This window comes from Pseudovibrio sp. W64, from assembly GCF_001623145.1.
Classification (GTDB): domain Bacteria; phylum Pseudomonadota; class Alphaproteobacteria; order Rhizobiales; family Stappiaceae; genus Pseudovibrio.
This window is the reverse complement of the sequence record NZ_LMCI01000038.1, coordinates 150,956-173,084: the sequence shown is the minus strand read 5'-3', so window position 1 is coordinate 173,084 and position 22,129 is coordinate 150,956. Positions and strand designations below refer to the sequence as shown.

Genomic DNA, 22,129 nt, shown 5'->3' with positions numbered 1-22,129 from the left:
ACCCCTATGAAAACGGCCAGCCGACCAAGAGATCCGCGCCTCGATTTTTTTCGAGGGATCGCAATGTTCATCATCTTCATAGCCCACCTTCCTGCAAACGGGTGGGCTCTTTGGATTCCGGCGCGTTTCGGGTTCTCCGATGCAACCGAGATATTTGTGTTTTGCTCTGGCATGGCCTCCGCAATTGCCTTCGGGCGCGTCTTTGAACTGCATGGCCTGGTCATGGGCAGCGCGCGTGTTCTTTACCGCGTCTGGCAAGTTTACTGGGCCCATATCTGCCTGTTTCTCGCCGTTGCGGGCATGCTTGCCTTCCTGCAAATCAACGGCTGGACCAGCGACGACTATGTCGGGAAGCTGAACCTTTGGCACTTCTTCGAGGATCCAATCTTCCAGCTGCCGGGTTTGCTGACCCTTACCTATGTGCCGAACTACTTCGATATTCTGCCGATGTATCTGGTGATCCTGGCGATGTTGCCAGTGATCATGATTGCCTATTACAAGGCCGGACGAGGTGCCGTTGCAGCAATCATCATCGCCTTCTGGCTGATCGCAACCTTCCGACTGGTGGACTTCCCTGCTGAACCATGGTCCGATCGTCGTTGGTTCTTCAATCCGTTTGCATGGCAGTTGCTGTTCTTTACCGGATTTGCCTTCATCAAGGGCTGGATTCCGGCTCCTCCAGTCAAGAAACGTCTCTTGTTCCTGAGTGCCTCGATTATCATTCTCACGATTCCGTTTGCTTACTTCCGCATTCTCAACGAAGTGCCTGAGCTCCGCAGAATTGCAAATGATATCAGCGATCTCACCGTAAAATCCGAGATGGGCCTCCTGCGCTACATCCACTTCCTTGCCCTTGCTTATGTGGCTTGGGTGGCTGTTGGAGAAGGCGGGCAACGACTGCTCATGGGCGGTTTTGGTGGCAAAGTTGTCCGGGTCATCAAGAAGGTAGGCCAACAGTCTCTCGCTGTTTTCCTTGCGAGCCTCATTCTTGCGCAGGGCATTGCAATCTTCCGGGATGAGCTCGGTTTGAGAGGCACGGTCACAGGTGGAATCATGGCAAACTTGCTTGGTTTTGCAGGCTTAATTGCCGTCGCCTATACCGTGGCATGGTTTAAAGGTGAGCCATGGAGAAAGCCAAAGGAAAAGCCATCTTCCTAAAGCAGTTCGCATTTAAGTTGAAACACCTGAACTGCTTTAGTCTTTGTTTTTGCGTATCTTTATCCGAAAACCGGCTTCCACTTTTCGGAGATACGCTGTAGCTTTGCCAGTTCAATAGAAACCAAGAAATCAGAAAGCCGGTTGCGTGCCATTTACGCAACCGGCTTTTTCCTGGAAACCTGAGGGCTCTCACCACCTTCAGCTTACTCTTTTATCGCGTGGCCGCAGCTCGGTTTGCCTTGGCAAGCTCCAACTCTACACGGCGCTGCTCTTTATTGAGGCCTTGCAGTTCAAGCGGTGTTTTCTTTTCTTCAGGCAACACCCAAAGCCCGGAGTGTTTAAAGTACATACCGAGCGCTGGTTTTGAGGTGATCATTGCAAACGGTATTGTTAGCAATGGTCCAAGGATTACCGGAAGCAGAAGCCACGTATCTGCAAAGGTATAATCCATCATCCAAATCACACCGCAAAGGCCGAAAAGAGTTTGGGGCCAGAACTTCTTCACTGCCAAAATGAACGGAATACCATGGGGTTGTCTTTCCTGCCCTCCCCATTGCGTTTTTCGTCCTGCGAACAGTTGTGCAATAAAGATGCTGTGCGCAATTGCCATGACTGGTGCTAGCAACATGGAATAGACCAGTTCGAAGAATGCGCTGATAAACACCGAGAAAGAGCCGCCATACTCCCGGCGTTCGTTCCGAACCGTCAGGACATGGGCAAGCGTCGCAAGTTTGGGTGCAAAGACCATACTCATGATGGCCACAATCAGGATCGTGCCGTAAAACGGGTCGAATGTTATCGTCTCGGGCGCTGAAACGGATGCGGTTAAAATCGCCATTGCGATAAAAACAAGCCATGCCGGAGAGCCAGCAAACATGAGGATTGCAAGGCCAAGTTGGATTCGTCCCAACAGCTTAAACCCGGGCTCTCTGAGCAATTTAATGTACTGAAGGTTTCCGTGACACCAGCGCAGATCTCTGCGGATAAACTCGATTAAATGAGGTGGGTTTTCTTCATAGCTGCCACCTTCTACCGGCCATACGCGCACCTCATAGCCCGCGTCTGCCATCATCGCAGCTTCAACCTGATCATGACTGAGGATCGGGCCGCTCAATGCGTCATTTCCTGGCAGAGGCTCTAACATGCAGAACTGCGTGAAGGGCTTTATGCGAAAAATCGCGTTATGTCCCCAATACGGACCTGACGAGCCTTGCCACCACGCCGCGCCAAGAGTGTAGGAGCGCATTCCCAAGCGCATGCCCCACTGGAAAACACGGGTGAAGAACGAGTTGGTTGAAAGTCCCAGAACAAGTGTTTGCAAAATACCCAGACGCGGATTTGCATTCATTTTGCTTACAAGGTGGCATAGGGATTCTGCTGAGAGGAAGCTATCAACATCCAGCGTGATCGCATATTCATGCCGTGTCCCCCAGTTGCGGCAGAAATCTTCGACATTTCCTGCTTTGAAGCCGGTATTCTTTTCACGTCTACGATAAAGCACTTCAATCCGATTTTGCCATCGTGCCCGCAGCAGGGAGAACTCCCGCATTTCTTGCCGGATATGCTCAGGATCATTGCTGTCACTCAGGATATAGAGAGAGAAGCCGTTGAGTTTTTCCAGACGATCCAGATCTTGAAGCATCGCTTCCAGCTTGGCAGCCACTTCAGGCGAGTCTTCGTTTCGCACGCAGGAAAGCAATGCGGTTTGCTTATTCTGCAAAGGCTTTTTTAGGTCAAGTGTACCCAGCGGCGTGCCAGCATACACCTGTGCAGTAGAGTTTGAAGAAAACCTCATGAGCATTAAGCCTATGACAGCATGCCAGAAGCCGATGACAAGCCATGGTAAGGTTACCAGAAATGCGAGAAGCATCACGACTTTTGAAAGGGCAAAGCCGTTGAGGAACAGTGTGAGTGACATGATGGTGGTCAACACTGCTAAAGAGGTTAGAACGAGCCCTCCAAAGATCAGTCTGCGCCTGAATAAGCGCTTATTTTCCTGATGCTTGTCGATGATGTTGGTGGAGAGCAGCTGGTCAACAAGACTAGTGCGGGCGTTCTCTTCAGGAACCCGTGATTGTTTTGTCATGTCCTACCCAAATTATTATTGTTTTTAGAGGCACCTACATTTCTGCTAGTTTCCTTTGTTCACGTTTCCCTAGAGTATATTTGTGAAAACTTAGCGATCCGGGGAGCGCGTTTCTTGTCTGAGTTAGCCAGAGCGCTTTGGTACACTGCGCCTCAAACCATTGAAATAAGAGAGGAAAAACTCTCTAAATCATCTGGTAACCGTGTTTACTTAAAAACTCATGCTTCCGCGATCAGCCGTGGTACAGAGGCCATTGTCTATCGTGGCGATGTGCCAGTGAGCGAGCGAGAGCGGATGATTGCTCCATTTCAGGAAGGGACCTTTCCATTTCCTGTTAAATACGGCTACGCAAACGTTTCTGAAGTGATTGAAACAAAAGATGATTTAAAAGCGGGCCAACGCGTTTTTTCTCTTTTTCCGCACCAGAACAACTTTCTGCTCTCCGCAGATGCGCTCTATCTTATTCCTTGTGATTTACCGAGCACCCGAGCCACTTTGGCAGCAAACATGGAAACAGCGCTGAACATCATGTGGGATGCAGCTATTCTGCCATGCTCCAACGTTGCCGTGGTTGGCGCTGGCACTGTTGGCTCGCTGGTTGGCTATCTTTGCGCTCGCATCGCAGGTGCGCACGTGACTATGATTGACGTCAACCCGAAGCGGCAGGACATTGCAGACGAGTTTTCCTGCGCATTTTCCTTGCCGGAAGTTGCTCCCGAAAATCAAGATGTTGTCGTGCATTGCAGCGCCTCTGAAGCTGGCTTGAACACTGCGATCCGAATTGCAGGGAGAGAAGCCAGAATTGTGGAGGCGTCCTGGTATGGCTCGCGCCCTTCCGGTCTTGTTCTTGGCGGGAGTTTTCACAGTCAGCGGCTCAGCCTTATCTCGTCTCAAGTCGGTCAGGTTGCCCCCATCATGAGGCCGCGCTGGACACACCGCAGGCGAATGGAGGCAGCAATCTCTCTACTGAAAGATGACGTACTCGATACTTTGCTCGCACCTCCCATCGAATTTGAAAAAGCGCCGAAGGATTTGAAAGACGTTCTTTCAGGCAAGAAAGATACTTTATGCCAACCCATTGTTTACACTTAATTTTATGAGGATTTTGAGATGTATTCAGTCGAAATCAGCAATCACATTATGATCGCGCACAGCCTGAAGGGGGAGGTGTTTGGTCCTGCCTCTCAGCTTCATGGCCTTACTGCACACGTCCACGTCGCTATATTTGCAGAGGAACTAGATGAGAACGGGATTGTCATCGACATTGGCAATGCGCTTGATGTGCTGGCAGAAATTCTGCATCCGTTCAACTACAAGAATCTTGATGACCTTCCTCAGTTCAAGGGGCGGAACACCACGGTCGATTTTCTCTGTAGCTACATTTACCAGCGCGTGTGCGATGCTGCTTATCTACATAAACTGGGCCGCGAACCGAGCGAACTTAGCAAGGTGCGCGTTTCAATTTCCGAGAACCCTAATGCGCGTGCGTCTTATGAGGCGCCGTTGACTGCATCCGAGGCTCATGAGTAACTTACATCCTTCTTTAGGCCAGACAGCAGAAGCACCTGCCAGATCTTGCTATTTTGTCTTTCCGGGTGATCTGAACACGCCTACAGGTGGTTATCGATATGATCGTGAGATCATTCGGGGGCTGCAGAAACACGGCTGGAATGTCTCACTCATTAGCCTTGAAGGCACCTACCCGGTCCCATCTGATGCCGACAAAAAGTTGGCGTTTGAAGTCATTGAAGAGATAGAGCCCTCAGCTTTGATCATCGTGGATGGTTTGGTGCTTGGGGCTTCATCTGATTTGGCGCAGAGTATCGCTGAGCGTTCCAATCTCATTGCGCTGGTTCATCACCCACTGTTTCTGGAAAGTGGGATTGACCCTAAGCTGGCAAAGGTGCTCCGCGCGGCTGAGACGCAAGCTCTCACGTTTGCAAAGCATGTGATTGTGACCAGTCCTTCGACACAAAAGACGCTTGTCTCTCAAATGAACGTTCCTGCGGAGAAGATCAGTATTGTTCTGCCCGGTATTGATCGGCCAACTGTCTTGGAGAGTGCTGCAACCTCGAACGATACTCTGGCAACCCCAAAGTTGCTTTGTGTTGGGTCGTTGGTACCGCGAAAAGGACAATTGCATTTAGTTGAAGCGCTGGGGCAACTGAAGCATATGGACTGGCATCTAGATCTCATTGGAGAAACGCGGTTTGATCCAAAATATGCGAGCCAAGTGCGATCTCAGATCAAAAAGCATGACCTCACTGAGCGTATTCGCGTTCATGGAGGTATTCCCAAAGCTGAATTAACGGGTTTCTATCAATCAGCCGACCTCTTTGTGCTCCCAACATACTATGAGGGATACGGGATGGCTTTTGCGGAGGCTATGAGTTTTGGGCTCCCGATTATTGCAAGTGGTGAAGGCGCTGTTGCATCGACGGTTCCGCCTACAGCTGGCTTTCATGTTGGTGCAGGCGATCCTCTAGCTCTGGGCAAAGCCATCGAAACACTTCTTCAAAACAAAGAGTTACGCTCTCAACTTTCAACTGGAGCCCTTGCTGCTGCTCGTGCATTGCCAAATTGGAATGACAGCGCAAAGGCCTTTGCTTGCACATTGGAGGCTCACAGGTGAGTGGATTTTCCTCTGAATGGCTCTCATTACGTCGTAAAGCAGACCGGCGAGCGCGCAACAAAGACGTCATGAAAAAATTTTGTAGCTGGTTGGTCGAGCATGCCCCCAAGGGTGGCCCACTCCGGCTCATAGATGTGGGCGCTGGAACCGGTTCCTTTCTGCAGGATCTGGCAGAACACATTGAGTCAAACAGGGAGCAGGTGTGGTTACTGATCGATAACGACCCTGAACTTCTCAAAGTTGCAAAACGCATCTCTCCTCCCTTGCCTCATACGAGAACGAAAACAGATGTTTGCGAACTGACTGATGCCGGCTCACTGGATATTCTGGAAGGGCATCATGGGGTTGTTACCTCGGCCTTTCTGGATCTTGTGAGTGCAAACTGGCTGGATAGCTTTGTTGCACGTATGCGTCAGCTGAAACTCCCGTTTCTTGCAGGGCTTTCGTACAACGGTATCCTACTGAGCAAACCACACCACCCGACAGACCGGCTTATTCAGCGCGCATTCAATCAGCACCAAGCCACAGATAAAGGGTTTGGGTCTGCATTAGGGCCGCTTGGTGGGTTCCATGCTCGTGAGCGATTGCTTAAGGCGGGGTATACTTGCTTTACCGGACGCTCTGACTGGGTGTGCGCACCTGAAGACGATGCTTTGCAGCTGGAGCTGATTAAGGGGTGGGCCCAAGCGGCACGCGAAGTTGGGGTATCGGATACAATCGTGGATGATTGGCTGGAATTTCGTTTAGCAGCACTTGGCAAAGGTAAATCACAACTGCAGGTCGGGCATGTTGATATTGTTGGCCTTCCGCCTCAATGAGGCTATGAAGACCTTTGCTTCCAGCACTCTGAATTAGAGGCCTATGTTCTTCAAGATCAATGCCTGTGTGAGCATGAATAGGCGTGGGCAGCGGATTTCCTGTTTCTCGTAAAGGCTTCGCAGTTCATGGAATGACAGCTCGACAACTTCAATATCTTCGTCTTCGTCCAGATCGCGCCCTTCAATATTCAGGTCGCCGGATGTGTACTCGGCAAGGAAGAAATGCGCCCGCTCAGCAAGACGTGCAGGGTTGATGAAGACATTCGCGACCTTGGTAAGATTGGTAAGCTGGCACCCAAGCTCTTCCTGAGCTTCGCGTACACATGCTTCTTCTATGGACAGATCGCTGATCTCGATTCCGCCAGCGCATGCCTCCAAGATAATCTCTTCCTCCATAATGTAGGGCGCGACTCGGAGTTGCTTAACGATCAGGACTGTTTTCGCTTGAGGGTCATAAGCCAGCACAGCAATTGAATCGCCGTAAACCCATACCGGATCTGTCGTGATGTGCTCGCGTCCATCTTCGTGAACAACACGCACTTCGACTTCCTCAATCCGCCCTTTAGCTTCCCAAAGGGTCGTGCGTCTGATGAGCTCTGGCATGCGTGTGTCCTTATTCGGAAATTCACGCAAATTTATACGGGCACTTGCCAGCGAAAGGAAATGCTCTTCAACCCTTTGGAAAAGTTAATTGTTCAGGCTCAGATCTGCCAGCATATCAACACCCAAAGGGTGCCAAGTGACATTGGGGCGGATAGCCTGTGCGAGATAATCAATCGCAGGCAACTGAAGTCCTCTTGGTCCTGATCCGATGATGAGCGGGGCGATCATCAAGTGAAGACGATCGATCATTTTCAGCTCGATAAAGCGAGACAGCGTCCAAGCACCACCTTCAACGAGGATGCATCGAAACTCTCGCAGTGCATGCCGGATTTCAGCACAGGACAGACGACCTTTTGCATTCGGTTGTAGCTGAAAGCATTCCACTCCATCAGGATAACGCGCATGGGCATCTGTTCGCGTAATCACAATGCGGCGGGCATTTGTATCCTGCAGGAGTGTACTGTCGCGAGGCATACGGCCATAAGGGTCGATGACAATGCGTGCCGGGTGCCGTCCGCTGACATGCCTGACAGTGAGTTGAGGGTTGTCCGCAACCGCTGTTCCCACTCCCACCACGACAGCATCACAAAGTGCCCGGAGCCGGTGAAGATGGATCAATGCTTCAGAGCAACTCACATAATTGGAGTCTCCTGTGACCGTTGCAATGCGGCCATCAACTGACTGTCCAAGCTGACCAATAACAAACTGCTTTTGCGCCATGCAAAGAGGTGCGAACACACTGCCATAGCCTTGCAGGTCTGGTGCACGCCTCTCCACCGACGCTGCTAAGACCTCCTGCCATTCATCAGGAGACAAATATCCAGAGGACTGTTCTAGCGGTTTTTCGCAGGTCAACTGAGAATTATTCGGATGATCTTGTTGATGTATTGGTGTTGTGTGGCCCCTGTCCATCAAGCCCCCTTGTTTTACCGAGTTCACAGCTCACCTCACCTAAGGTTAGCCTAGTGGTAACGAACCTTGATTAATCTGTCGATCAGGAGATTGCAGGGGCTCTTCAGGAACCTCTGGGATTATCAGGAGAATAGAGCATGGCCTATAAAGTTGCCGGGTATTCAGCCATGGCGAAGACGTATCACTGGATCGTCGCCATTCTAGTCTTAATCATGGTTCCAATGGGACTGGTGATGACAGATCTGGGGCCTGGAGCCCTTCAGAATACGCTCTACTTCTATCACAAGAGCATCGGTATCCTGCTCTTCCTGCTCGTGGTTTTGCGCCTTCTTCAGCATTGGATTACGCCTGCTCCACCGCCGCCAGCCTCTCTTTCACCAGCTCTGCGGATCGTCTCACGTTCAGTACACGGGTTGCTCTATCTCGTGCTGATCGTAAATCCGATATTAGGCTGGGTGGGCCTCTCCCTTTACGGAGCACCAATGCCATTTTTTGGCTTGTTTGATCTGCCGAGTATCGTTTCGCAAAATCGTCCAGTTTCAGAAAGCGTTCTGGATTTCCACGCAACTGTTGGTGTTGTGTTTGCATGGCTGATCACGCTGCACATTTTAGGCGCGCTCTATCACTGGCTCATCGCTAAAGATGGGATTATCGAACGGATGACAACGGCGCCCTATCAGAAACCTAAAGATTAGCTTGGCAGTGTTGCGTATTTTTCACGCAAGCCTTTAAGGTCTTCAAGACCTCATCAATCGACGCGCATAAAATGCCGTCGGATGGCTTTGGGCGCTTAAGCATCGCAACAGGCATCTGTAGTTCACGAGCGGCTCTGATTTTGCCGTAGGATGCTGATCCGCCACTGTTTTTGCTGATGAGCCAGTCTACTTGCCGCACCTTGAAAAGCTCGGATTCTTCGGACCAGCTCTCATTTGGCAATCCTTCAATGTACTCCGCGTTTTGAAGCACTTCACTCCCACTCGGGCGATTTAAGGTACGGATTACAAATGTAAGGTCCGGGCGTTGTTTCAGCGGTGCAGCAATCTTGGCACTGGCAGCAAAAAAGACCTTCGCTCTGGGTGGAATCAGATTCAGTGCTGCTTCTACGTTATCTGCAGAATACCAAATATCATCATTGGCTTGCTCCCAAGCGGCTCGTTCAAACCGGAGCAACGGAATCGCGAGGTGCCTTGTTGCTTTGGCCGCATTACAGGATATTTGAGTAGCATACGGGTGGGTTGCATCGATAACGGCAGCAATGCCCTGAGTTTGGAGGTAGTTCGAGAGGCCATCGACACCACCAAAGCCTCCGGTACGTGTCATCACCGCAAGGTCTGCTGGGTTTTTGGTTACTCCAGCGAGTGAAGCAATGACTTTGAATTCGGCATTCACAGCCAGTGCAGCAATCAGCTTTCTAGCTTCTCGTGTACCTGCGAGCACAAGGATTTTGGGCTTCTCTGGCATCAAAACTGCTCCAGTTTTGCAGGCTCTTCAGCCGGGACATGACCCAATACCTTACCTTGCCGATCCACCACGATAATCTCAACGCTTACAGCAGCCCCACGAAGGATGCTTAAAGCCGCACGTTGGGCTCCCTGCGCAACGACCTCGCCCATACGAATATTTTCTGCAGCAGCTCTTTGAGCAACATAAGAGACTAGATTTGCCTCTCTTGTTTCCGCGAGGAGTTCTTTCGAAGCTCCAGCATGATCCAATACATCTGCCAGTGCATCAAAATCGACTGCTGAGCGAGCCGAATGCAGGTCCATAGCCCCTTGTGCAAGCTTCGTCAGCTTTGCAATTCCGCCGGAGATGGTTAGTTTCCGAACAGGATGGGCGCGCAGATACTTGAGCAGGCCACCCGCGAAGTCTCCCATATCAAGATAAGCCTGCTCGGATAAATCAGGGTAGTGGGCACGCAACACATCTTCTGAGGTTGCTCCTGTTGCAGCTGCGACATGGGCCAAGCCAGTGGCACGCGCAACGTCAACACCTCGATGAATAGATGCTATCCAGGCAGCACACGAAAATGGCCGGACAATACCTGTTGTGCCGAGTACAGAGAGGCCGCCGATAATACCGAGCCGCGGGTTCATGGTCTTTTGAGCCAGCTCTTCACCGTTTTGGATGGATATCTCAACATCTATAGCTAGAGTTACGCCGTGCTCATCTGCCACTTGTTGCAGCTCACGGGTCATCATTTGGCGAGGCACAGGATTAATGGCGGGCTCACCAACCGGGATCGGCAGCCCGGGTTTCGTGACCGTTCCAACGCCAGGACCAGCGAGAAAGCGAGTTCCGGAAATCATTGGATTTGGGGACACTCTGACCTGAATGAGCGCTCCGTGGGTTACATCAGGGTCATCACCAGCATCCTTGATGATGGCAGCTGATGCAGAGTTTTCAGTCAGTTTTTCGAAGGCGAGTGCGAAGGATGGCGTATCACCACGAGGCAAGGTGATGCTGATCGGATCCGAAAAATCTCCAGACAACAAAGCTGTATACGCTGCCTTTGCCGCAGCGGTTGCACACGCGCCTGTTGTCCAGCCTGTTCTCAGTTTTTTTTGCCCAGTTTCAGCCATCCGGCGACTATACAGATTTAGCGGGATATACCAAGCAGAAGGCTTTGGACTTCCAATTGGTTTCCAATTAAATTGCTACGCAAAATCACATAAATCATGAGAACCACTTGTTTGATATCTCCCTCCCCCACTTTGAATTTCCGGTGCTTGAAGCTGGATGGGTTTGGCTTGCTGGTGCCGGCCCCGGAGACCCCGGTCTGCTGAGCCTGCATGCCTTGAATGGCTTGCGGCAAGCAGATGTCATTGTCTATGACGCATTGGTGGATGAACGCATTCTTCAATTTGCAGCTGAAGGTGCTGAAATCATTTATGCTGGCAAGCGCGGTGGCAAACCGTCCCCCAAGCAGTCCAGTATTTCGATCAAGCTGGTGGAGCTCGCAAAATCCGGCAAGCGTGTCATCCGCCTCAAAGGTGGAGATCCGTTTGTATTTGGCCGCGGTGGGGAGGAAGCTCTTGCACTGGTGGATGCTGGCGTTCCCTTCCGTATCATTCCAGGTATCACAGCTGGCGTTGGCGGGCTGGCATATGCTGGAATTCCATCTACTCACCGAGGGATTAATCAAGCAGTTACGTTCCTCACAGGTCATGACCAGAATGGGGTTGCGCCTGATGAGCTTGACTGGGATGCTCTTGCCAAAGGATCACCTGTGATCGTGATGTATATGGCGATGAAGCATATTTCTCTCATTACTCAGAAGCTTATGAGTGGTGGTCGACGTGCAGCTGAACCTGTTGCTGTCATCTGCAATGCCACACAGCAGAACCAACAAGTTCTGGAAACAACGCTTGCTTCTTGCGCTGAGGATATTGAAAGTAGCGGCCTTAAGCCACCTGCGATTGTTGTCGTTGGTGATGTGGTGAATTTGCGTGAGCAACTGAACTGGATTGAGCCAGCTCTTGCGCGTACCTCGCAAACCTCTCAATTGAAAGAAGAGCCTGCCCTATGACCATTGCGAAGGGTTTCGTTATTGCAGCGCCGTCTTCCGGGTCTGGCAAAACAACGATTACATTGGCGCTGCTGCGTGCTCTTCGTGATACCGGGCTTCGTATTGCCTCCGGCAAATCGGGACCAGATTACATTGACCCGGCTTTCCATAGTGCGGCTTCCGGGCGGCCGTGCCTGAACTATGACGCTTGGGCGATGTCATTGGCACAACTTTCACTCAATGCCACGGAGCAGGAAAAACACACTGACGTTGTGGTTGTTGAAGGAGCTATGGGGCTTTTTGACGGTGCTGCTGATGGTTCTGGATCTGTTGCAGAGCTTGCGGTTCATTTGGGTCTGCCGGTTATTCTGGTGGTTGATTGCAAGTCTCAGGCTCAATCGGTCGCTGCCCTTGTCCATGGATTTCTTACATACCATCCGCACTGCCACATCAATGGCGTCATTCTCAACCGGGTCGGGTCTCCGCGTCATGAGCGCATTTTGCGGCGTGCGCTAGAGCCTTTGGATGTCATTGTCTTAGGCGCGTTTTATCGCTCAAAGAGATTGGAGTTGCCTGAGCGCCATTTGGGGCTTGTGCAAGCCAGTGAGCGTGAGGATTTGGAAGAGTTTCTGAATGCAGCTGGTGAGGTGGCTGCTGAAAGTGTGGATGTGCCCGCCTTGATGCGCCTTGCGAAAGTGCTTGCTATTCCTGCCCGGGAAAACAAAGAGCTGACGGGTATTTCTCATTTACCCCCGCTTGGGCAACATATCGCAATTGCTAAGGATATTGCCTTTGCATTCAACTATGAGCATCTGCTTAGTGACTGGCAAAAGCAAGGCGTTACCCTTTCCTTCTTCTCTCCGTTGGCAAACGAAGGCCCATCAGAAAATGCTGACGCAATCTTCCTGAGTGGCGGATATCCGGAACTTCATGCAGAACAGTTATCTCAAGCAGACATCTTTAAGCGCGGAATAAAATCTGCAGCAGCTGCAGACAAGCTCATTTATGGTGAGTGTGGCGGCTACATGGTACTTGGTGAAGCGCTGACAGATAAAAGTGGGCAGTCACACGAGATGCTTGGTCTGCTACCGATTGAAACCAGCTTTGCGAAGAGAAAGCTGCATTTAGGCTATCGGAAGCTGAAGGCAACAGAGGCCGCAAGGTCTGCTGGCTTTCCTTGGATGAACCCGTTGGGTGCGCATGAGTTCCACTATTCGACGCTGACGGTCAAATCAGAAGCACCGTCACTTTTTGATGCTCAGGATGCGGAGCATCACGATCTGGACCCTCTGGGCCATATCAATGGGCGCGTCATGGGGTCTTTCGCGCATGTGGTGGCAGAAAGAAGCGAAGAATGGTGGTCCGCTTCTTTCTGATCTGATTGGCTACGCAGTCACTTTTGCTTTCTTCTTTGGACGAAGAACGTGAACGTGGTTGGCATCATAAAGCGCACTGTCACGAAACTCTTTCCCAGCCTTCAAGGCTGGCCCGACGAAGATGAGAGCCGTTCTTGTGATCTTGGAAGCCTTTGCTTTTTCTCGGATATCCGCCAGTGTTCCGTGAATGAATGCCTCATCCGGCCAGCCAACGCGGTAGGCGATTATCACCGGGCAGTCTTCACCGTAGAGCGGAGCTAGTTTCCGATAGATCTCTCCCAGATTTCTGACACTGAGATGGATTGCCAATGTAGCGCCAGAGCGGCCAAGCGTTTCTAGATCCTCCCCCTCAGGCATGCCTGAGGACTTCATCGAGGTTCTGGTTACAATGATGCTCTGTGCAATTTCAGGGATCGTCAACTCGGTTTTCAAGGCCGCAGCAGCCGCAGCGAATGCGGGTACACCCGGAGTTACATCGTACTCAATGCCCAGATCATCCAGTCTGCGCATCTGCTCCGCAGTGGCACCATAAATGGATGGATCGCCGGAGTGGACCCGTGCCACATCCAGATCTTTTTCGTGAGCCTTTGCAATTTCGTCGATGATTTCATCAAGGGTCATGGAAGCTGTATCCATGACCAATGCATCGTCTGGCGCTGCCTCAACAATAGCAGGCGGTACCAATGAGCCTGCGTAGAGGCAGACTTTACATTTTTCGATGAGCTTTAGCCCGCGTACCGTAATCAGTTCGGGGTCACCCGGCCCTGCTCCAATGAAATGAACCGTCACGCTGCTGTCTCCGTTTCTTTCTCTGGTGCATCGATCTTTTTGGCATAACCCCGTGGCGTGTAGACAAAATGCAGGGATTGGCCGTTGCCTCCCAAGCAAGTTTGACTACACCCCACGATAACCGTGGTCAGCATGTCGACATCATCGACTTGTAGATCCTTCAGCGTTGTTGTGGTGATGACCTCATTCTCTCGCCCGATGTTTGCGCCGAGTATAACCGGTGTAATTTCAGGACGATGTTCCAGCAGCTTCTCCCGTGCCCAAGCCAATTGCGTACGGCGGCGCTTGGAGACTGGGTTATAGAACCCAATCACGAAGTCACCGATTGCTGCACCTTCCAGGCGCTGCTGAATTGTTTCCCATGGGGTGAGAAGGTCTGACAGAGAAATGGCGCAGAAGTCATGTCCCAGCGGCGCTCCGATGCGGTTGCTGAGAGCGATCATTGCGGAGATGCCCGGTGCAGATGCAATTTCGACGCGACGGGCAGCATCGCTGACACCGCCGTTATCCTGTGCGCGGTCTAGTAGTTCGAAGACCAGGGCTCCCATGGCATAAACACCGGAGTCTCCTGAACAGACCAATGCAACGTTGTGGCCTTGTCCAGCTCTTTCGAGTGCGAAGCGAACGCGCTCTTCTTCTGCTCCCAGTGGGAACGCATGGCGTTGCTTGCCTCTGATCAGGGATGAGACGAGGTCGAGATAGAGGCCGTAGCCGACGACTTCATCTGCCTCTGCCAACCAACTGGAGGCTTCTGGCGTACGCCATGCCTCCTGTCCCGGCCCAATGCCGATGACATGCAGGCGACCTCTGGCTCTGCCGAGTTTCTCGTGTTTCACCGGAACCGGCGCTCTGGCCATAGCAACTGTGGCGTTTGCGGTTTTCTGCTTTTCCAGCACGAGTTCACCGGATGTACCAACACCAGCCAATGCAGAGCCTTCACTCACGCCATGGCAGCCAACCTCGGCAAAGACAACATCAGAGGGATTTTGCAGGCGATCTTTGTGTTCGTTGAGCTCACCAGCTGTGAACAGGCGGAAGGGCTTGTTGTAGCGGGCAGCGAGCTTGTTCATTGCCACTTCATCAGCCTTAAGGTCGATACTCGCGAAAGCTGCTACGGCTCCCATTGAGACGTTTGCCTGTTCCAAGCCTCTTTGGAGAAGCTCATCCAGCTCCTCAAGAGAGCACCCTCGGGAACAGCCAAGACCGACCACGTGAGTTTGAGGGTGGAACACGAGCTTTCCGCTGTGTCCATCATGAGGTCGCTCGGTTGCAACAATTTCCAGTTCGGCATCATCCGCAACAGGAAGAGTCGCCGCCTCCAACCAGTCTGCCTGACCGGAGAGCTTTACGGTGTCGCCTGCCAGCATATGTGCCATAACAGACTTGGCATCTAATGGATTGGCGAGCGTCCAACCTTCTGGTGGATCATCAAGCGCAACACCAAAGACAGTGTCGCCTGCGGTCGTGATCGCAGCATGACCTTGCAGGACCTCTGCAATTTCATGAGCTAAGGCGTTGGCACCGCGATGGCCGCCAAGCAGCGGAACGACGCTTGATCCATCTTCTGACACTGCAATGACAGGTGGTTCATTTCGCTTTTCTGCCAAGACAGGCGCGAGCGCGCGGATGAGAATTCCCGCGGCACAAATACCGATGATCGGTGTACCTGACTGAAACAAGGACCGCAGATGATCCATCGGTTCAGAGAAGGACAGATGATAATCTACATTCGGCTTTGAACCGTTTCTTGCAAAGCCGTGAATGAAGCTTTCATCCAGTACAGTGGAGAGCTTCTGAGCGGTTTTCAGAGCGACCGGGCTGATCACAACGATTGCGGGTGCAACGTCCATGCCTCTTCTCCCTTATATACAATTATCATTGAAAAATACGGTGCAGTTTCATTTGGATAGTCAGCCAGACGGGCCACGACCATTTCCGGCAAGGTCGCCCGTTCGACGTATCCCGCAGCACCAAGTAATCCCAGTTTTTCAAGCAGAGCCTTGACGCGCGGTAGATGGCGCCCGACCTTCATGATGACGAAAGCGTCGGACTGCTCAATGCGGTGTTGAAGTTGCTCATCTTCCAGCGGGCCGGGAATGATTGTCAGCACTTCATTGCGCGCAGCGAGAGGCCTGCCGAGCGCAGCAGCGCAGGCATTGACTGATGATACGCCCGGCACAATTTCGCAGGCAAAGTTACCGCGCAAACGCTCGTAGAGGTACATGAACGAGCCATAGAGAAATGGATCGCCCTCACACAAGACGACAACATCTTCTCCGGCTTTCAATTTCTCTGAGATCGTTTCTGCTGCCTGATCGTAGATTTCCTTCGCGGGGAACCGTTCGACCTTCATCGGCATTTCAATCGGGACTTCTGTTGTTCCCTCTTGAATATACGGTGCTGCAATTTGCCGAGCGAAACTGGGCACTCCAACTGCCGCTGGGTATGCGATTGTTTTTGCAGAACAAATGAGCCGGTGAGCTTTTAGCGTCAAAAGCTCAGGATCTCCTGGTCCAAGACCAACGCCATAGAGCGTACCAGTCATGACTTTACCAAGCTCCATTGTGTTACCGGCATCAATGGACGCCAACCCGTGAGACCGCCAATGGGATCGGCTCTTGAGATTGCTATACGGCTTAGATCTCCACCGTACTTCTTCCAGCCCTCCGCCAGCACTTGCTCTCCTTCCAGAGTAACAGCATTGGCAACCAAGCGACCTCCTGATGGCAGCGCTTCAAAGCATGTTTTGAGTATATCCGCTGATGTGAGGCCACCTCCAACAAAAATCGCATTTGGCTGCGGCAAATTATCAAGTGCCTCGGGGGCTTTGCCCTCAATCAGCTGAAGCGTAGGAGTCCCAAGAGCTGCTGCATTTCCACGAATGAACACATGCCGTTTTTCCAACGGCTCAATGGCAAGAGCCTTGGTGTCCTTTGCAGCCCGCAGCCATTCGATACCGATGGATCCACTGCCAGCGCCAATGTCCCACAGGAGCTGCCCCGGAATAGGAGCAAGTTTGGCAAGCGTAACAGCCCGTACTTCCTGTTTGGTCATTTTTCCATCATGACGGAACGCAGAATCCGGTAGTCCGGGTGTGCGTGACAAAACAGGCGTGTTTGGGATTGGTTTGGCTTCAATCGCAATCGTGTTCAGCTCGGCAGCTTGATCAGAATACTCTTCAGCCTCGCGGCTTATTACTTTTTCCTGCGGACCACCGAGATGTTCAAGTATCGTAAGGGTACTTGCTCCATACCCTTCATCAGCGAGTAGATCTGCAATCTCACCTGGGGCTGCACCATTAGACGTGAGTGCGATGATACGGGCGCCGGGATAGAGGAAACCGCGCAGGGTATCCAGAGGGCGACCATGCAAGCTGAGGGTTTCGACATTTTGCAGAGGCCAGCCTAAGCGGCTTGTAGCCAAAGCGAATGCTGAGAGATGCGGGATGACCTCGATCTCCTCAGCACTGAACTGACGATGAAGTGTTGCTCCGATACCAAACCATTGCGGATCACCCGTCGCCAACACCACTGTGTTTTGACCACGGTTTACCGCAAGTTCTTCAATGCCTTTAGAAAGTGGAGATGGCCATGCTTTCATCTCACAACTGATGTTGCTTGCACCATCTTGCAAAAGTTCCAGATGCCGTGCTCCACCATAGATGAGAGAGGCAGCTTTCAGCGCTGATTTGGCTGTTTCAGACAGGCCGTTAAAGCCATCCTCACCAATGCCGATGATTGTGAGCCAAGGTGCTGTTTGACTGCTCATTTTGATGTCTCCTGCACCTTTTCTTCAGGCAAGCCTGCTGCCATTGCATTGACTGCCGCAGCTGCAATTGCAGAGCCACCTCTGCGTCCCTGAAGTGTTAGAAACGGTATGCTAAGTGAACTTGTCGCCAGCGCTTGCTTGGATTCTGCGGCTCCCACGAACCCAACGGGGAAGCCGAGAATAGCTGCTGGCTTTGGGGCACCATTTGCCACTATCTCAAGAAGATGAAATAGCGCCGTTGGGGCATTGCCAATGGCGATGACAGCACCTTCCAAATGCGGTCTCCAATGCTCAACGGCTGCAGCCGACCTTGTTGTGCCGAGCTGTTTTACAAGCTCGGGCACATCTGGTTGGTTTAAAGTGCATATGACTTGATTGTCTGCTGGCAGGTATTTGCGGATGATGCCATGTGCAACCATCTCGACATCGGTCAGTACCGGGGCGCCGTTTCGCAGAGCCTCATTTGCTTTGGCAACTACATCCTCAGAATATGACAAATCCTGCGGAATGTCAGTCATCCCACAGGAATGGATCAGGCGGACTGCAACAGGCCTCAAGTTATCTGGCAGGCATTTTAAGTCAGCCTCTGTCCGTACGATTGAAAAGGACTGCCGATAGATTTCGGCAGGATCCTTAATGTAATCGTAGGGCGCCAGAACTTCTGGATTCACGTTCCGACCCATTCTCAGGCATCGTCCTTCAACATGGATTTTGGCCCAAGCGGGTGATCTGCATGAGGATACGGATGATGATGGTGATCATGTCCGTGGTCATCACCGTGATGATGGTGGTGTCCATGCCCGTGGCTGTGGTCATGGGAGTGACTATGCGCATGATCGTGAGCATCCGCGCCCTTGCTGTCACACTCTCCAGTACACGTCACATCACACAGCTTGCATTCAGCTTCATCACCCAAGCCTTCCACGTGATGGTGGTGGCTCTCCTGTGGCAAACCGATCTCAGCCTCAAACCCAAGAACTTGCTCTCTGTACTTACAAAGCTGGCAGTTCATGTTGTTTGAACCCTGAACAATCTCCGTCACACGCTCTTGCATAGTGTCGATGACCTTCGGGTGATCGTTCAGATAGCCTGCTTTGATAAACTCAACATCCGGGTGGCGTGCAGCAACTTCATCGGTGAAGTTGTAAATACGCTGTACAAGAACGCCAGTGAACAGGAAGTATGGGAACACGACGATACGCTTGTAACCAAGCTTAACAGCGTGCTCCAACCCCGGCTCAACGAGCGGGAAGGTTACGCCAGAATAGCAGGTTTCCGCCCAACCGAAGCCGAAGCCTTCCCACAACATGCGGGTGATTTTGGCAACATTAGAGTTTGCATCCGGATCTGATGCACCACGACCAACCACCATAAGCAGGGTTTCTTCCGGCTTCACCTCAGGACCAGCTGCATCGATGGCTTCCTGAATGCGTGCGCCTGCAGCCTGTACCATGCGTGTATCGACGGCCAGTTCGCGGCCATATTCGATGGACACTTCAGGATGTTTGGCCTGATAGGTGTTGAGCACAGATGGAATATCGTTTTTAGCGTGTCCAGCAGCAAACAGCATGCCTGGAACTGCAAGAATGCGGGTGCACCCCTGCTCGCGCAGATTGTCCAGGCCTGAATGGATCACTGGATTTGCGAACTCAAGGTATCCATAGTCCACTGGAAGATCCGGAAATCTCTCACGCATACCTTTTGCAAGGCGAGCAAATTCGGCGACTGCACCTTTGTTTCGACTGCCATGTCCGCAGATCATGACGCCGAGTTTTTCTTCTGTTTTTATTGTCATTATGCTGGCTCTGCTTCTGTACCATCTGGGGAGAGAGCACCATCGCTCTCAGCATTTTCAGGCGAGTTCTCCTCAGAGGAAGAGGATCGTTTTTTTGCTTTGGCAGCCAAACCAGCGATGATTGCAGCGCCGGTGACTGCGGCTACGCCAATCCAATGGCTGTGGCCAGCAAGCTCACCCAAATGTCCCGCATGTGCAAAGGCAGCAGACGAGGAAAGCCCCATCACTCCTGCGAGGAGCGCGGGCTTCAAAAAATAAGACATGTTCTATCTCCAACATGCAGCGGTGCCTTCCATTGCCACTGGCAACAGGGGTTTATCGCTGTCATTTAAGGAGACGTCGCAAAGACAATAGATGGACCAACGAAATAGAACATCGACCGCGCACTATAAGTCCGCAGCTTCACACATTATTTCGTCAGACAGCTTCGATTCTGGCCCCCGATGTGGGTCGACCGCCCCCGAAATCCATTTCAGTCCGTCACGGGACGCCGTCCATAGTTTTACGAGGAGCAAGCTAGTTGGCGACCCTGGAGATAGCAAGATGATAATTTGCGCAATTGGTCGATACCAGAGGTTTTCTTAGGTGCAAAAATACGGGTAACTTGATCGAAGTGTTTGACTTACACCTACATCTGGCATTGCTATTATAGGCAGGGCCCTAGCCTATCACAGGGGTCGCTTTTGTGGAGAATGCGTTATGAAAAAAGAGCTTGTCCTCACCGTTGTTGCCGATGACCGCCCAGGTCTGGTTGGTGAAATCTCCAAGGTGGTTGCTGATCACAAAGCGAACTGGATCGACAGTTCCCTCTCGCGTCTGGGAGGCCAGTTTGCGGGGATTGTTCGTGTGCATGTTGAAAAAGCACAGGCAGCAGACCTTTCAGCAGCTCTGACCAAGCTTGAGTCTGTGGGGCTTACCATTGGCATTCACGTTCACAACACGGGTGATGCGCCAGCAGGTGCTCATGCGCTTCTTCATATTCTGGGACAAGATCAACCCGGCATGATCAGTCGTGTCTCCAGCGTGCTGGCAGATCTTCATGTGAGCATCGAAACTCTGGAGTCACTGGTTGAACCGGGTTCCATGAGTGGTGATCTTATGTTCCGCGCAAATGCTCGCATTATTATTCCGCCACATCTGTCGCCGGCAGAAGTCTCTGAAGCATTGGAAGGTATTGCGGCTGATCTGATGATTGACGTTGAACTCAATGAGGCAGCAGTAGAAGAGGACTGATCTCTTACACGCATCACGTTGTTCTCAGATCTCTCCCGGGTAATTACGTATTTACCCTCGATCCCTACCGGGATTTACGCTAGATATGGCTGTTTGGTTCAATTCCCGGGGAAGATCTGATGCAAGACACTGTTCGGACGATTACAGCGCTTCGCGGCCATGTATTCCAATTTAGCGGCGATCCGTTCTGCGATAATCCGGCAGAGGCACTGACAGACTGGTCTGATGGGCTGGTTGTTACAGAAAACGGTAGGATTACCGCAGTTGGCGACGCGGCAGAGCTGATTAAGACGCTGCCAAGTGATGCTGTTGTTCATGATCACAGCGGCAAATTCATTCTACCGGGCTTTGTGGATTGCCATGTTCATTATCCGCAGACAGAGGTTATTGCTTCCTACGGCGCTCAGCTGATCGAGTGGTTAAACACCTATACCTTCCCTGCTGAAGCCAAATTTGGCGACATTGACTACGCGCGCCGTGCTGCCGACGTTTACTTGCAGCAAAGCTTTTCAAACGGCATCACCAGTGCTTCCGTTTACTGCACCATTCATCCTGAGTCCGTGGATGCGCTGTTTGAGCAGGCTGCGCGATACAACATGCGCATCGCTGCCGGTAAAGTCATGATGGACCGCAACGCGCCAGAAAACCTGCGTGATACGGCGCAGACAGGTTATGATCAATCCAAAGCGCTGTTGGAGAAATGGCATGGGCAGGGTCGTGCGCTCTATTCCATAACTCCCCGCTTTGCACCAACGTCTACTCCTGAGCAGATGGAAGCAACCGGAGCGCTCTGGAAAGAGCATCCTGAAGTTTTGCTACAGACCCATACTTCTGAGAACCGCCAGGAACTGGAATGGGTGGGAGAGCTATATCCTGAGCATCCTGATTACGTTGGCGTTTACGAGCACTTTGGCTTGCTGGGAAAGGGCTGTGTGCTTGGGCATGGGATTTATCTGAATGACCGTGAAAAAGCGCTTATTCATGAAACCGGGACATCAATTGCGCATTGTCCAACCTCAAACACTTTTATTGGTTCTGGCTTGTTTGATGTGCGCGGTTCGCATTTTACACACGAGCCAATCACTGTAGGGCTGGCAACAGATGTGGGTGGTGGCTCCAGCTTCTCCATGTTGACCACAATGCGGACGGCCTATGAGGTTGCCCAGTTGCAGGGCTACTCATTGCACCCGGTACAGGCCTATTATCTGGCGACGGTTGGTTCCGCCAAAGCGCTCTATCAGGAAAACCGGATCGGTAACATCAAAGTGGGTATGGAAGCGGATTTCGCCATTATTGACCCGCTCTCAACACCACTGATCCGCCACCGTATGGCTTACGCCAATAATGTGATTGAGCAGCTGTTTATTCAGATGATCCTTGGCGATGATCGTGCGATTGCAGCGACTTATGTGGACGGCAAGCGGGTCTATTCTCAAGCAGGATAACGCTATGAT

Annotated in this window: 22 protein-coding genes; 10 read left to right on the top strand and 12 right to left on the bottom strand. The window is 51.8% G+C overall.

Annotated features, from left to right (window positions below):
* Positions 1 to 6 precede the first annotated feature (6 nt).
* Positions 7 to 1,158, top strand: a complete 1,152-nt coding sequence (locus tag PsW64_RS17355) for an OpgC family protein (RefSeq protein WP_063304384.1) — start codon at positions 7 to 9, stop codon at positions 1,156 to 1,158.
* Between the two features lie 211 nt (positions 1,159 to 1,369).
* Here the strand turns inward: PsW64_RS17355 and mdoH are convergent, their stop codons facing one another.
* Positions 1,370 to 3,244: a glucans biosynthesis glucosyltransferase MdoH gene (mdoH, locus tag PsW64_RS17350; protein ID WP_063304383.1), complete on the bottom strand. Its 1,875-nt coding sequence runs from the start codon at positions 3,242 to 3,244 to the stop codon at positions 1,370 to 1,372.
* Positions 3,245 to 3,358: 114 nt separating this feature from the next.
* Here mdoH and PsW64_RS17345 point away from each other — a divergent pair, with 114 nt between their 5' ends.
* The 4 genes from PsW64_RS17345 to PsW64_RS17330 are packed head-to-tail and all read left to right on the top strand — an operon-like array spanning position 3,359 to position 6,694.
* Complete coding sequence (locus PsW64_RS17345) at positions 3,359 to 4,336, top strand: zinc-dependent alcohol dehydrogenase (protein ID WP_063304382.1); 978 nt, start codon at positions 3,359 to 3,361, stop codon at positions 4,334 to 4,336.
* An 18-nt stretch (positions 4,337 to 4,354) separates the two neighbouring features.
* Positions 4,355 to 4,774, top strand: a complete 420-nt coding sequence (locus PsW64_RS17340) for a 6-pyruvoyl trahydropterin synthase family protein (RefSeq protein WP_057461690.1) — start codon at positions 4,355 to 4,357, stop codon at positions 4,772 to 4,774.
* Positions 4,767 to 5,876 (top strand): glycosyltransferase family 4 protein, encoded by a 1,110-nt coding sequence (locus PsW64_RS17335; RefSeq protein WP_063304381.1) that lies wholly within the window; start codon positions 4,767 to 4,769, stop codon positions 5,874 to 5,876. The genes PsW64_RS17340 and PsW64_RS17335 overlap by 8 nt, the downstream gene beginning before the upstream one ends.
* A complete protein-coding gene (locus PsW64_RS17330) occupies positions 5,873 to 6,694 on the top strand; it encodes a hypothetical protein (protein ID WP_063294148.1) in 822 nt (273 codons plus the stop codon). The genes PsW64_RS17335 and PsW64_RS17330 overlap by 4 nt, the downstream gene beginning before the upstream one ends.
* Before the next feature lie 33 nt (positions 6,695 to 6,727).
* Here the strand turns inward: PsW64_RS17330 and PsW64_RS17325 are convergent, their stop codons facing one another.
* Together PsW64_RS17325 and PsW64_RS17320 are read right to left on the bottom strand one after the other, a co-directional pair.
* Positions 6,728 to 7,297: an NUDIX domain-containing protein gene (locus PsW64_RS17325; protein ID WP_063304380.1), complete on the bottom strand. Its 570-nt coding sequence runs from the start codon at positions 7,295 to 7,297 to the stop codon at positions 6,728 to 6,730.
* An 84-nt stretch (positions 7,298 to 7,381) separates the two neighbouring features.
* On the bottom strand, positions 7,382 to 8,209 hold the full coding sequence (locus PsW64_RS17320) for a RibD family protein (RefSeq protein ID WP_063304379.1): 828 nt from the start codon (positions 8,207 to 8,209) through the stop codon (positions 7,382 to 7,384).
* Positions 8,210 to 8,346: 137 nt separating this feature from the next.
* On the opposite strand from PsW64_RS17320, the gene PsW64_RS17315 reads away from it, so the two are divergent.
* Complete coding sequence (locus PsW64_RS17315) at positions 8,347 to 8,904, top strand: cytochrome b (protein WP_057461680.1); 558 nt, start codon at positions 8,347 to 8,349, stop codon at positions 8,902 to 8,904.
* On the opposite strand, the gene PsW64_RS17310 is transcribed toward PsW64_RS17315, so the two are convergent.
* Together PsW64_RS17310 and PsW64_RS17305 are read right to left on the bottom strand one after the other, a co-directional pair.
* Positions 8,894 to 9,670: a precorrin-6A/cobalt-precorrin-6A reductase gene (locus PsW64_RS17310; RefSeq protein ID WP_063304378.1), complete on the bottom strand. Its 777-nt coding sequence runs from the start codon at positions 9,668 to 9,670 to the stop codon at positions 8,894 to 8,896. The two genes, PsW64_RS17315 and PsW64_RS17310, sit on opposite strands and share 11 nt — an antisense overlap.
* Positions 9,670 to 10,788, bottom strand: a complete 1,119-nt coding sequence (locus tag PsW64_RS17305) for a cobalt-precorrin-5B (C(1))-methyltransferase (RefSeq protein ID WP_063304377.1) — start codon at positions 10,786 to 10,788, stop codon at positions 9,670 to 9,672. Before PsW64_RS17305 ends, PsW64_RS17310 begins: the two co-directional genes overlap by 1 nt.
* A gap of 107 nt (positions 10,789 to 10,895) precedes the next feature.
* Between PsW64_RS17305 and cobA the strand changes: the two genes are divergently transcribed.
* A complete protein-coding gene (cobA, locus tag PsW64_RS17300) occupies positions 10,896 to 11,735 on the top strand; it encodes a uroporphyrinogen-III C-methyltransferase (protein WP_063304376.1) in 840 nt (279 codons plus the stop codon).
* Positions 11,732 to 13,090, top strand: a complete 1,359-nt coding sequence (locus PsW64_RS17295) for a cobyrinate a,c-diamide synthase (RefSeq protein WP_063304375.1) — start codon at positions 11,732 to 11,734, stop codon at positions 13,088 to 13,090. The genes cobA and PsW64_RS17295 overlap by 4 nt, the downstream gene beginning before the upstream one ends.
* A 9-nt stretch (positions 13,091 to 13,099) precedes the next feature.
* On the opposite strand, the gene cobM is transcribed toward PsW64_RS17295, so the two are convergent.
* Genes cobM through PsW64_RS17260 form a run of 7 tightly spaced genes read right to left on the bottom strand, consistent with a single transcriptional unit; the run spans position 13,100 to position 19,705 of the window.
* Entirely contained in the window at positions 13,100 to 13,879 is a 780-nt protein-coding gene (gene cobM / locus PsW64_RS17290) for a precorrin-4 C(11)-methyltransferase (RefSeq protein ID WP_063294154.1), read from the bottom strand.
* Positions 13,876 to 15,729 carry a precorrin-3B C(17)-methyltransferase gene (gene cobJ, locus PsW64_RS17285; protein ID WP_063304374.1) on the bottom strand — a complete coding sequence of 618 codons (1,854 nt, stop codon included), beginning with the start codon at positions 15,727 to 15,729 and terminating at the stop codon, positions 13,876 to 13,878. Before cobJ ends, cobM begins: the two co-directional genes overlap by 4 nt.
* Positions 15,702 to 16,424 (bottom strand): precorrin-2 C(20)-methyltransferase, encoded by a 723-nt coding sequence (gene cobI / locus PsW64_RS17280; RefSeq protein WP_208980855.1) that lies wholly within the window; start codon positions 16,422 to 16,424, stop codon positions 15,702 to 15,704. Before cobI ends, cobJ begins: the two co-directional genes overlap by 28 nt.
* Positions 16,421 to 17,647, bottom strand: a complete 1,227-nt coding sequence (locus tag PsW64_RS17275; protein WP_063304372.1) for a bifunctional cobalt-precorrin-7 (C(5))-methyltransferase/cobalt-precorrin-6B (C(15))-methyltransferase — start codon at positions 17,645 to 17,647, stop codon at positions 16,421 to 16,423. The genes cobI and PsW64_RS17275 overlap by 4 nt, the downstream gene beginning before the upstream one ends.
* Entirely contained in the window at positions 17,644 to 18,330 is a 687-nt protein-coding gene (locus PsW64_RS17270) for a precorrin-8X methylmutase (RefSeq protein ID WP_063304371.1), read from the bottom strand. Before PsW64_RS17270 ends, PsW64_RS17275 begins: the two co-directional genes overlap by 4 nt.
* A gap of 2 nt (positions 18,331 to 18,332) precedes the next feature.
* Positions 18,333 to 19,442, bottom strand: coding sequence for a sirohydrochlorin chelatase (locus PsW64_RS17265; protein ID WP_063304370.1), 1,110 nt, complete (start codon positions 19,440 to 19,442; stop codon positions 18,333 to 18,335).
* Positions 19,442 to 19,705, bottom strand: a complete 264-nt coding sequence (locus tag PsW64_RS17260; RefSeq protein WP_063286606.1) for a DUF6732 family protein — start codon at positions 19,703 to 19,705, stop codon at positions 19,442 to 19,444. The genes PsW64_RS17265 and PsW64_RS17260 overlap by 1 nt, the downstream gene beginning before the upstream one ends.
* 436 nt (positions 19,706 to 20,141) lie before the next feature.
* Between PsW64_RS17260 and PsW64_RS17255 the strand changes: the two genes are divergently transcribed.
* Together PsW64_RS17255 and guaD are read left to right on the top strand one after the other, a co-directional pair.
* Positions 20,142 to 20,675 carry a glycine cleavage system protein R gene (locus tag PsW64_RS17255; protein WP_057461659.1) on the top strand — a complete coding sequence of 178 codons (534 nt, stop codon included), beginning with the start codon at positions 20,142 to 20,144 and terminating at the stop codon, positions 20,673 to 20,675.
* Positions 20,676 to 20,794: 119 nt separating this feature from the next.
* Positions 20,795 to 22,120 carry a guanine deaminase gene (gene guaD, locus PsW64_RS17250; protein ID WP_063304369.1) on the top strand — a complete coding sequence of 442 codons (1,326 nt, stop codon included), beginning with the start codon at positions 20,795 to 20,797 and terminating at the stop codon, positions 22,118 to 22,120.
* Positions 22,121 to 22,129: the final 9 nt, after the last annotated feature.

What these genes read in the sequence shown, in the direction of transcription:
- PsW64_RS17355 (WP_063304384.1), top strand. Translation starts at nt 7, where the DNA reads ATGAAAACGGCCAGCCGACCAAGAGATCCGCGCCTCGATTTTTTTCGA.
- mdoH (WP_063304383.1), bottom strand. Translation starts at nt 3,244, where the DNA reads ATGACAAAACAATCACGGGTTCCTGAAGAGAACGCCCGCACTAGTCTT.
- PsW64_RS17340 (WP_057461690.1), top strand. Translation starts at nt 4,355, where the DNA reads ATGTATTCAGTCGAAATCAGCAATCACATTATGATCGCGCACAGCCTG.
- PsW64_RS17335 (WP_063304381.1), top strand. Translation starts at nt 4,767, where the DNA reads ATGAGTAACTTACATCCTTCTTTAGGCCAGACAGCAGAAGCACCTGCC.
- PsW64_RS17325 (WP_063304380.1), bottom strand. Translation starts at nt 7,297, where the DNA reads ATGCCAGAGCTCATCAGACGCACGACCCTTTGGGAAGCTAAAGGGCGG.
- PsW64_RS17320 (WP_063304379.1), bottom strand. Translation starts at nt 8,209, where the DNA reads ATGGACAGGGGCCACACAACACCAATACATCAACAAGATCATCCGAAT.
- PsW64_RS17315 (WP_057461680.1), top strand. Translation starts at nt 8,347, where the DNA reads ATGGCCTATAAAGTTGCCGGGTATTCAGCCATGGCGAAGACGTATCAC.
- PsW64_RS17310 (WP_063304378.1), bottom strand. Translation starts at nt 9,670, where the DNA reads ATGCCAGAGAAGCCCAAAATCCTTGTGCTCGCAGGTACACGAGAAGCT.
- PsW64_RS17305 (WP_063304377.1), bottom strand. Translation starts at nt 10,788, where the DNA reads ATGGCTGAAACTGGGCAAAAAAAACTGAGAACAGGCTGGACAACAGGC.
- PsW64_RS17295 (WP_063304375.1), top strand. Translation starts at nt 11,732, where the DNA reads ATGACCATTGCGAAGGGTTTCGTTATTGCAGCGCCGTCTTCCGGGTCT.
- cobJ (WP_063304374.1), bottom strand. Translation starts at nt 15,729, where the DNA reads ATGGACGTTGCACCCGCAATCGTTGTGATCAGCCCGGTCGCTCTGAAA.
- cobI (WP_208980855.1), bottom strand. Translation starts at nt 16,424, where the DNA reads ATGACTGGTACGCTCTATGGCGTTGGTCTTGGACCAGGAGATCCTGAG.
- PsW64_RS17275 (WP_063304372.1), bottom strand. Translation starts at nt 17,647, where the DNA reads ATGAGCAGTCAAACAGCACCTTGGCTCACAATCATCGGCATTGGTGAG.
- PsW64_RS17270 (WP_063304371.1), bottom strand. Translation starts at nt 18,330, where the DNA reads ATGGGTCGGAACGTGAATCCAGAAGTTCTGGCGCCCTACGATTACATT.
- PsW64_RS17265 (WP_063304370.1), bottom strand. Translation starts at nt 19,442, where the DNA reads ATGACAATAAAAACAGAAGAAAAACTCGGCGTCATGATCTGCGGACAT.
- PsW64_RS17260 (WP_063286606.1), bottom strand. Translation starts at nt 19,705, where the DNA reads ATGTCTTATTTTTTGAAGCCCGCGCTCCTCGCAGGAGTGATGGGGCTT.
- PsW64_RS17255 (WP_057461659.1), top strand. Translation starts at nt 20,142, where the DNA reads ATGAAAAAAGAGCTTGTCCTCACCGTTGTTGCCGATGACCGCCCAGGT.
- guaD (WP_063304369.1), top strand. Translation starts at nt 20,795, where the DNA reads ATGCAAGACACTGTTCGGACGATTACAGCGCTTCGCGGCCATGTATTC.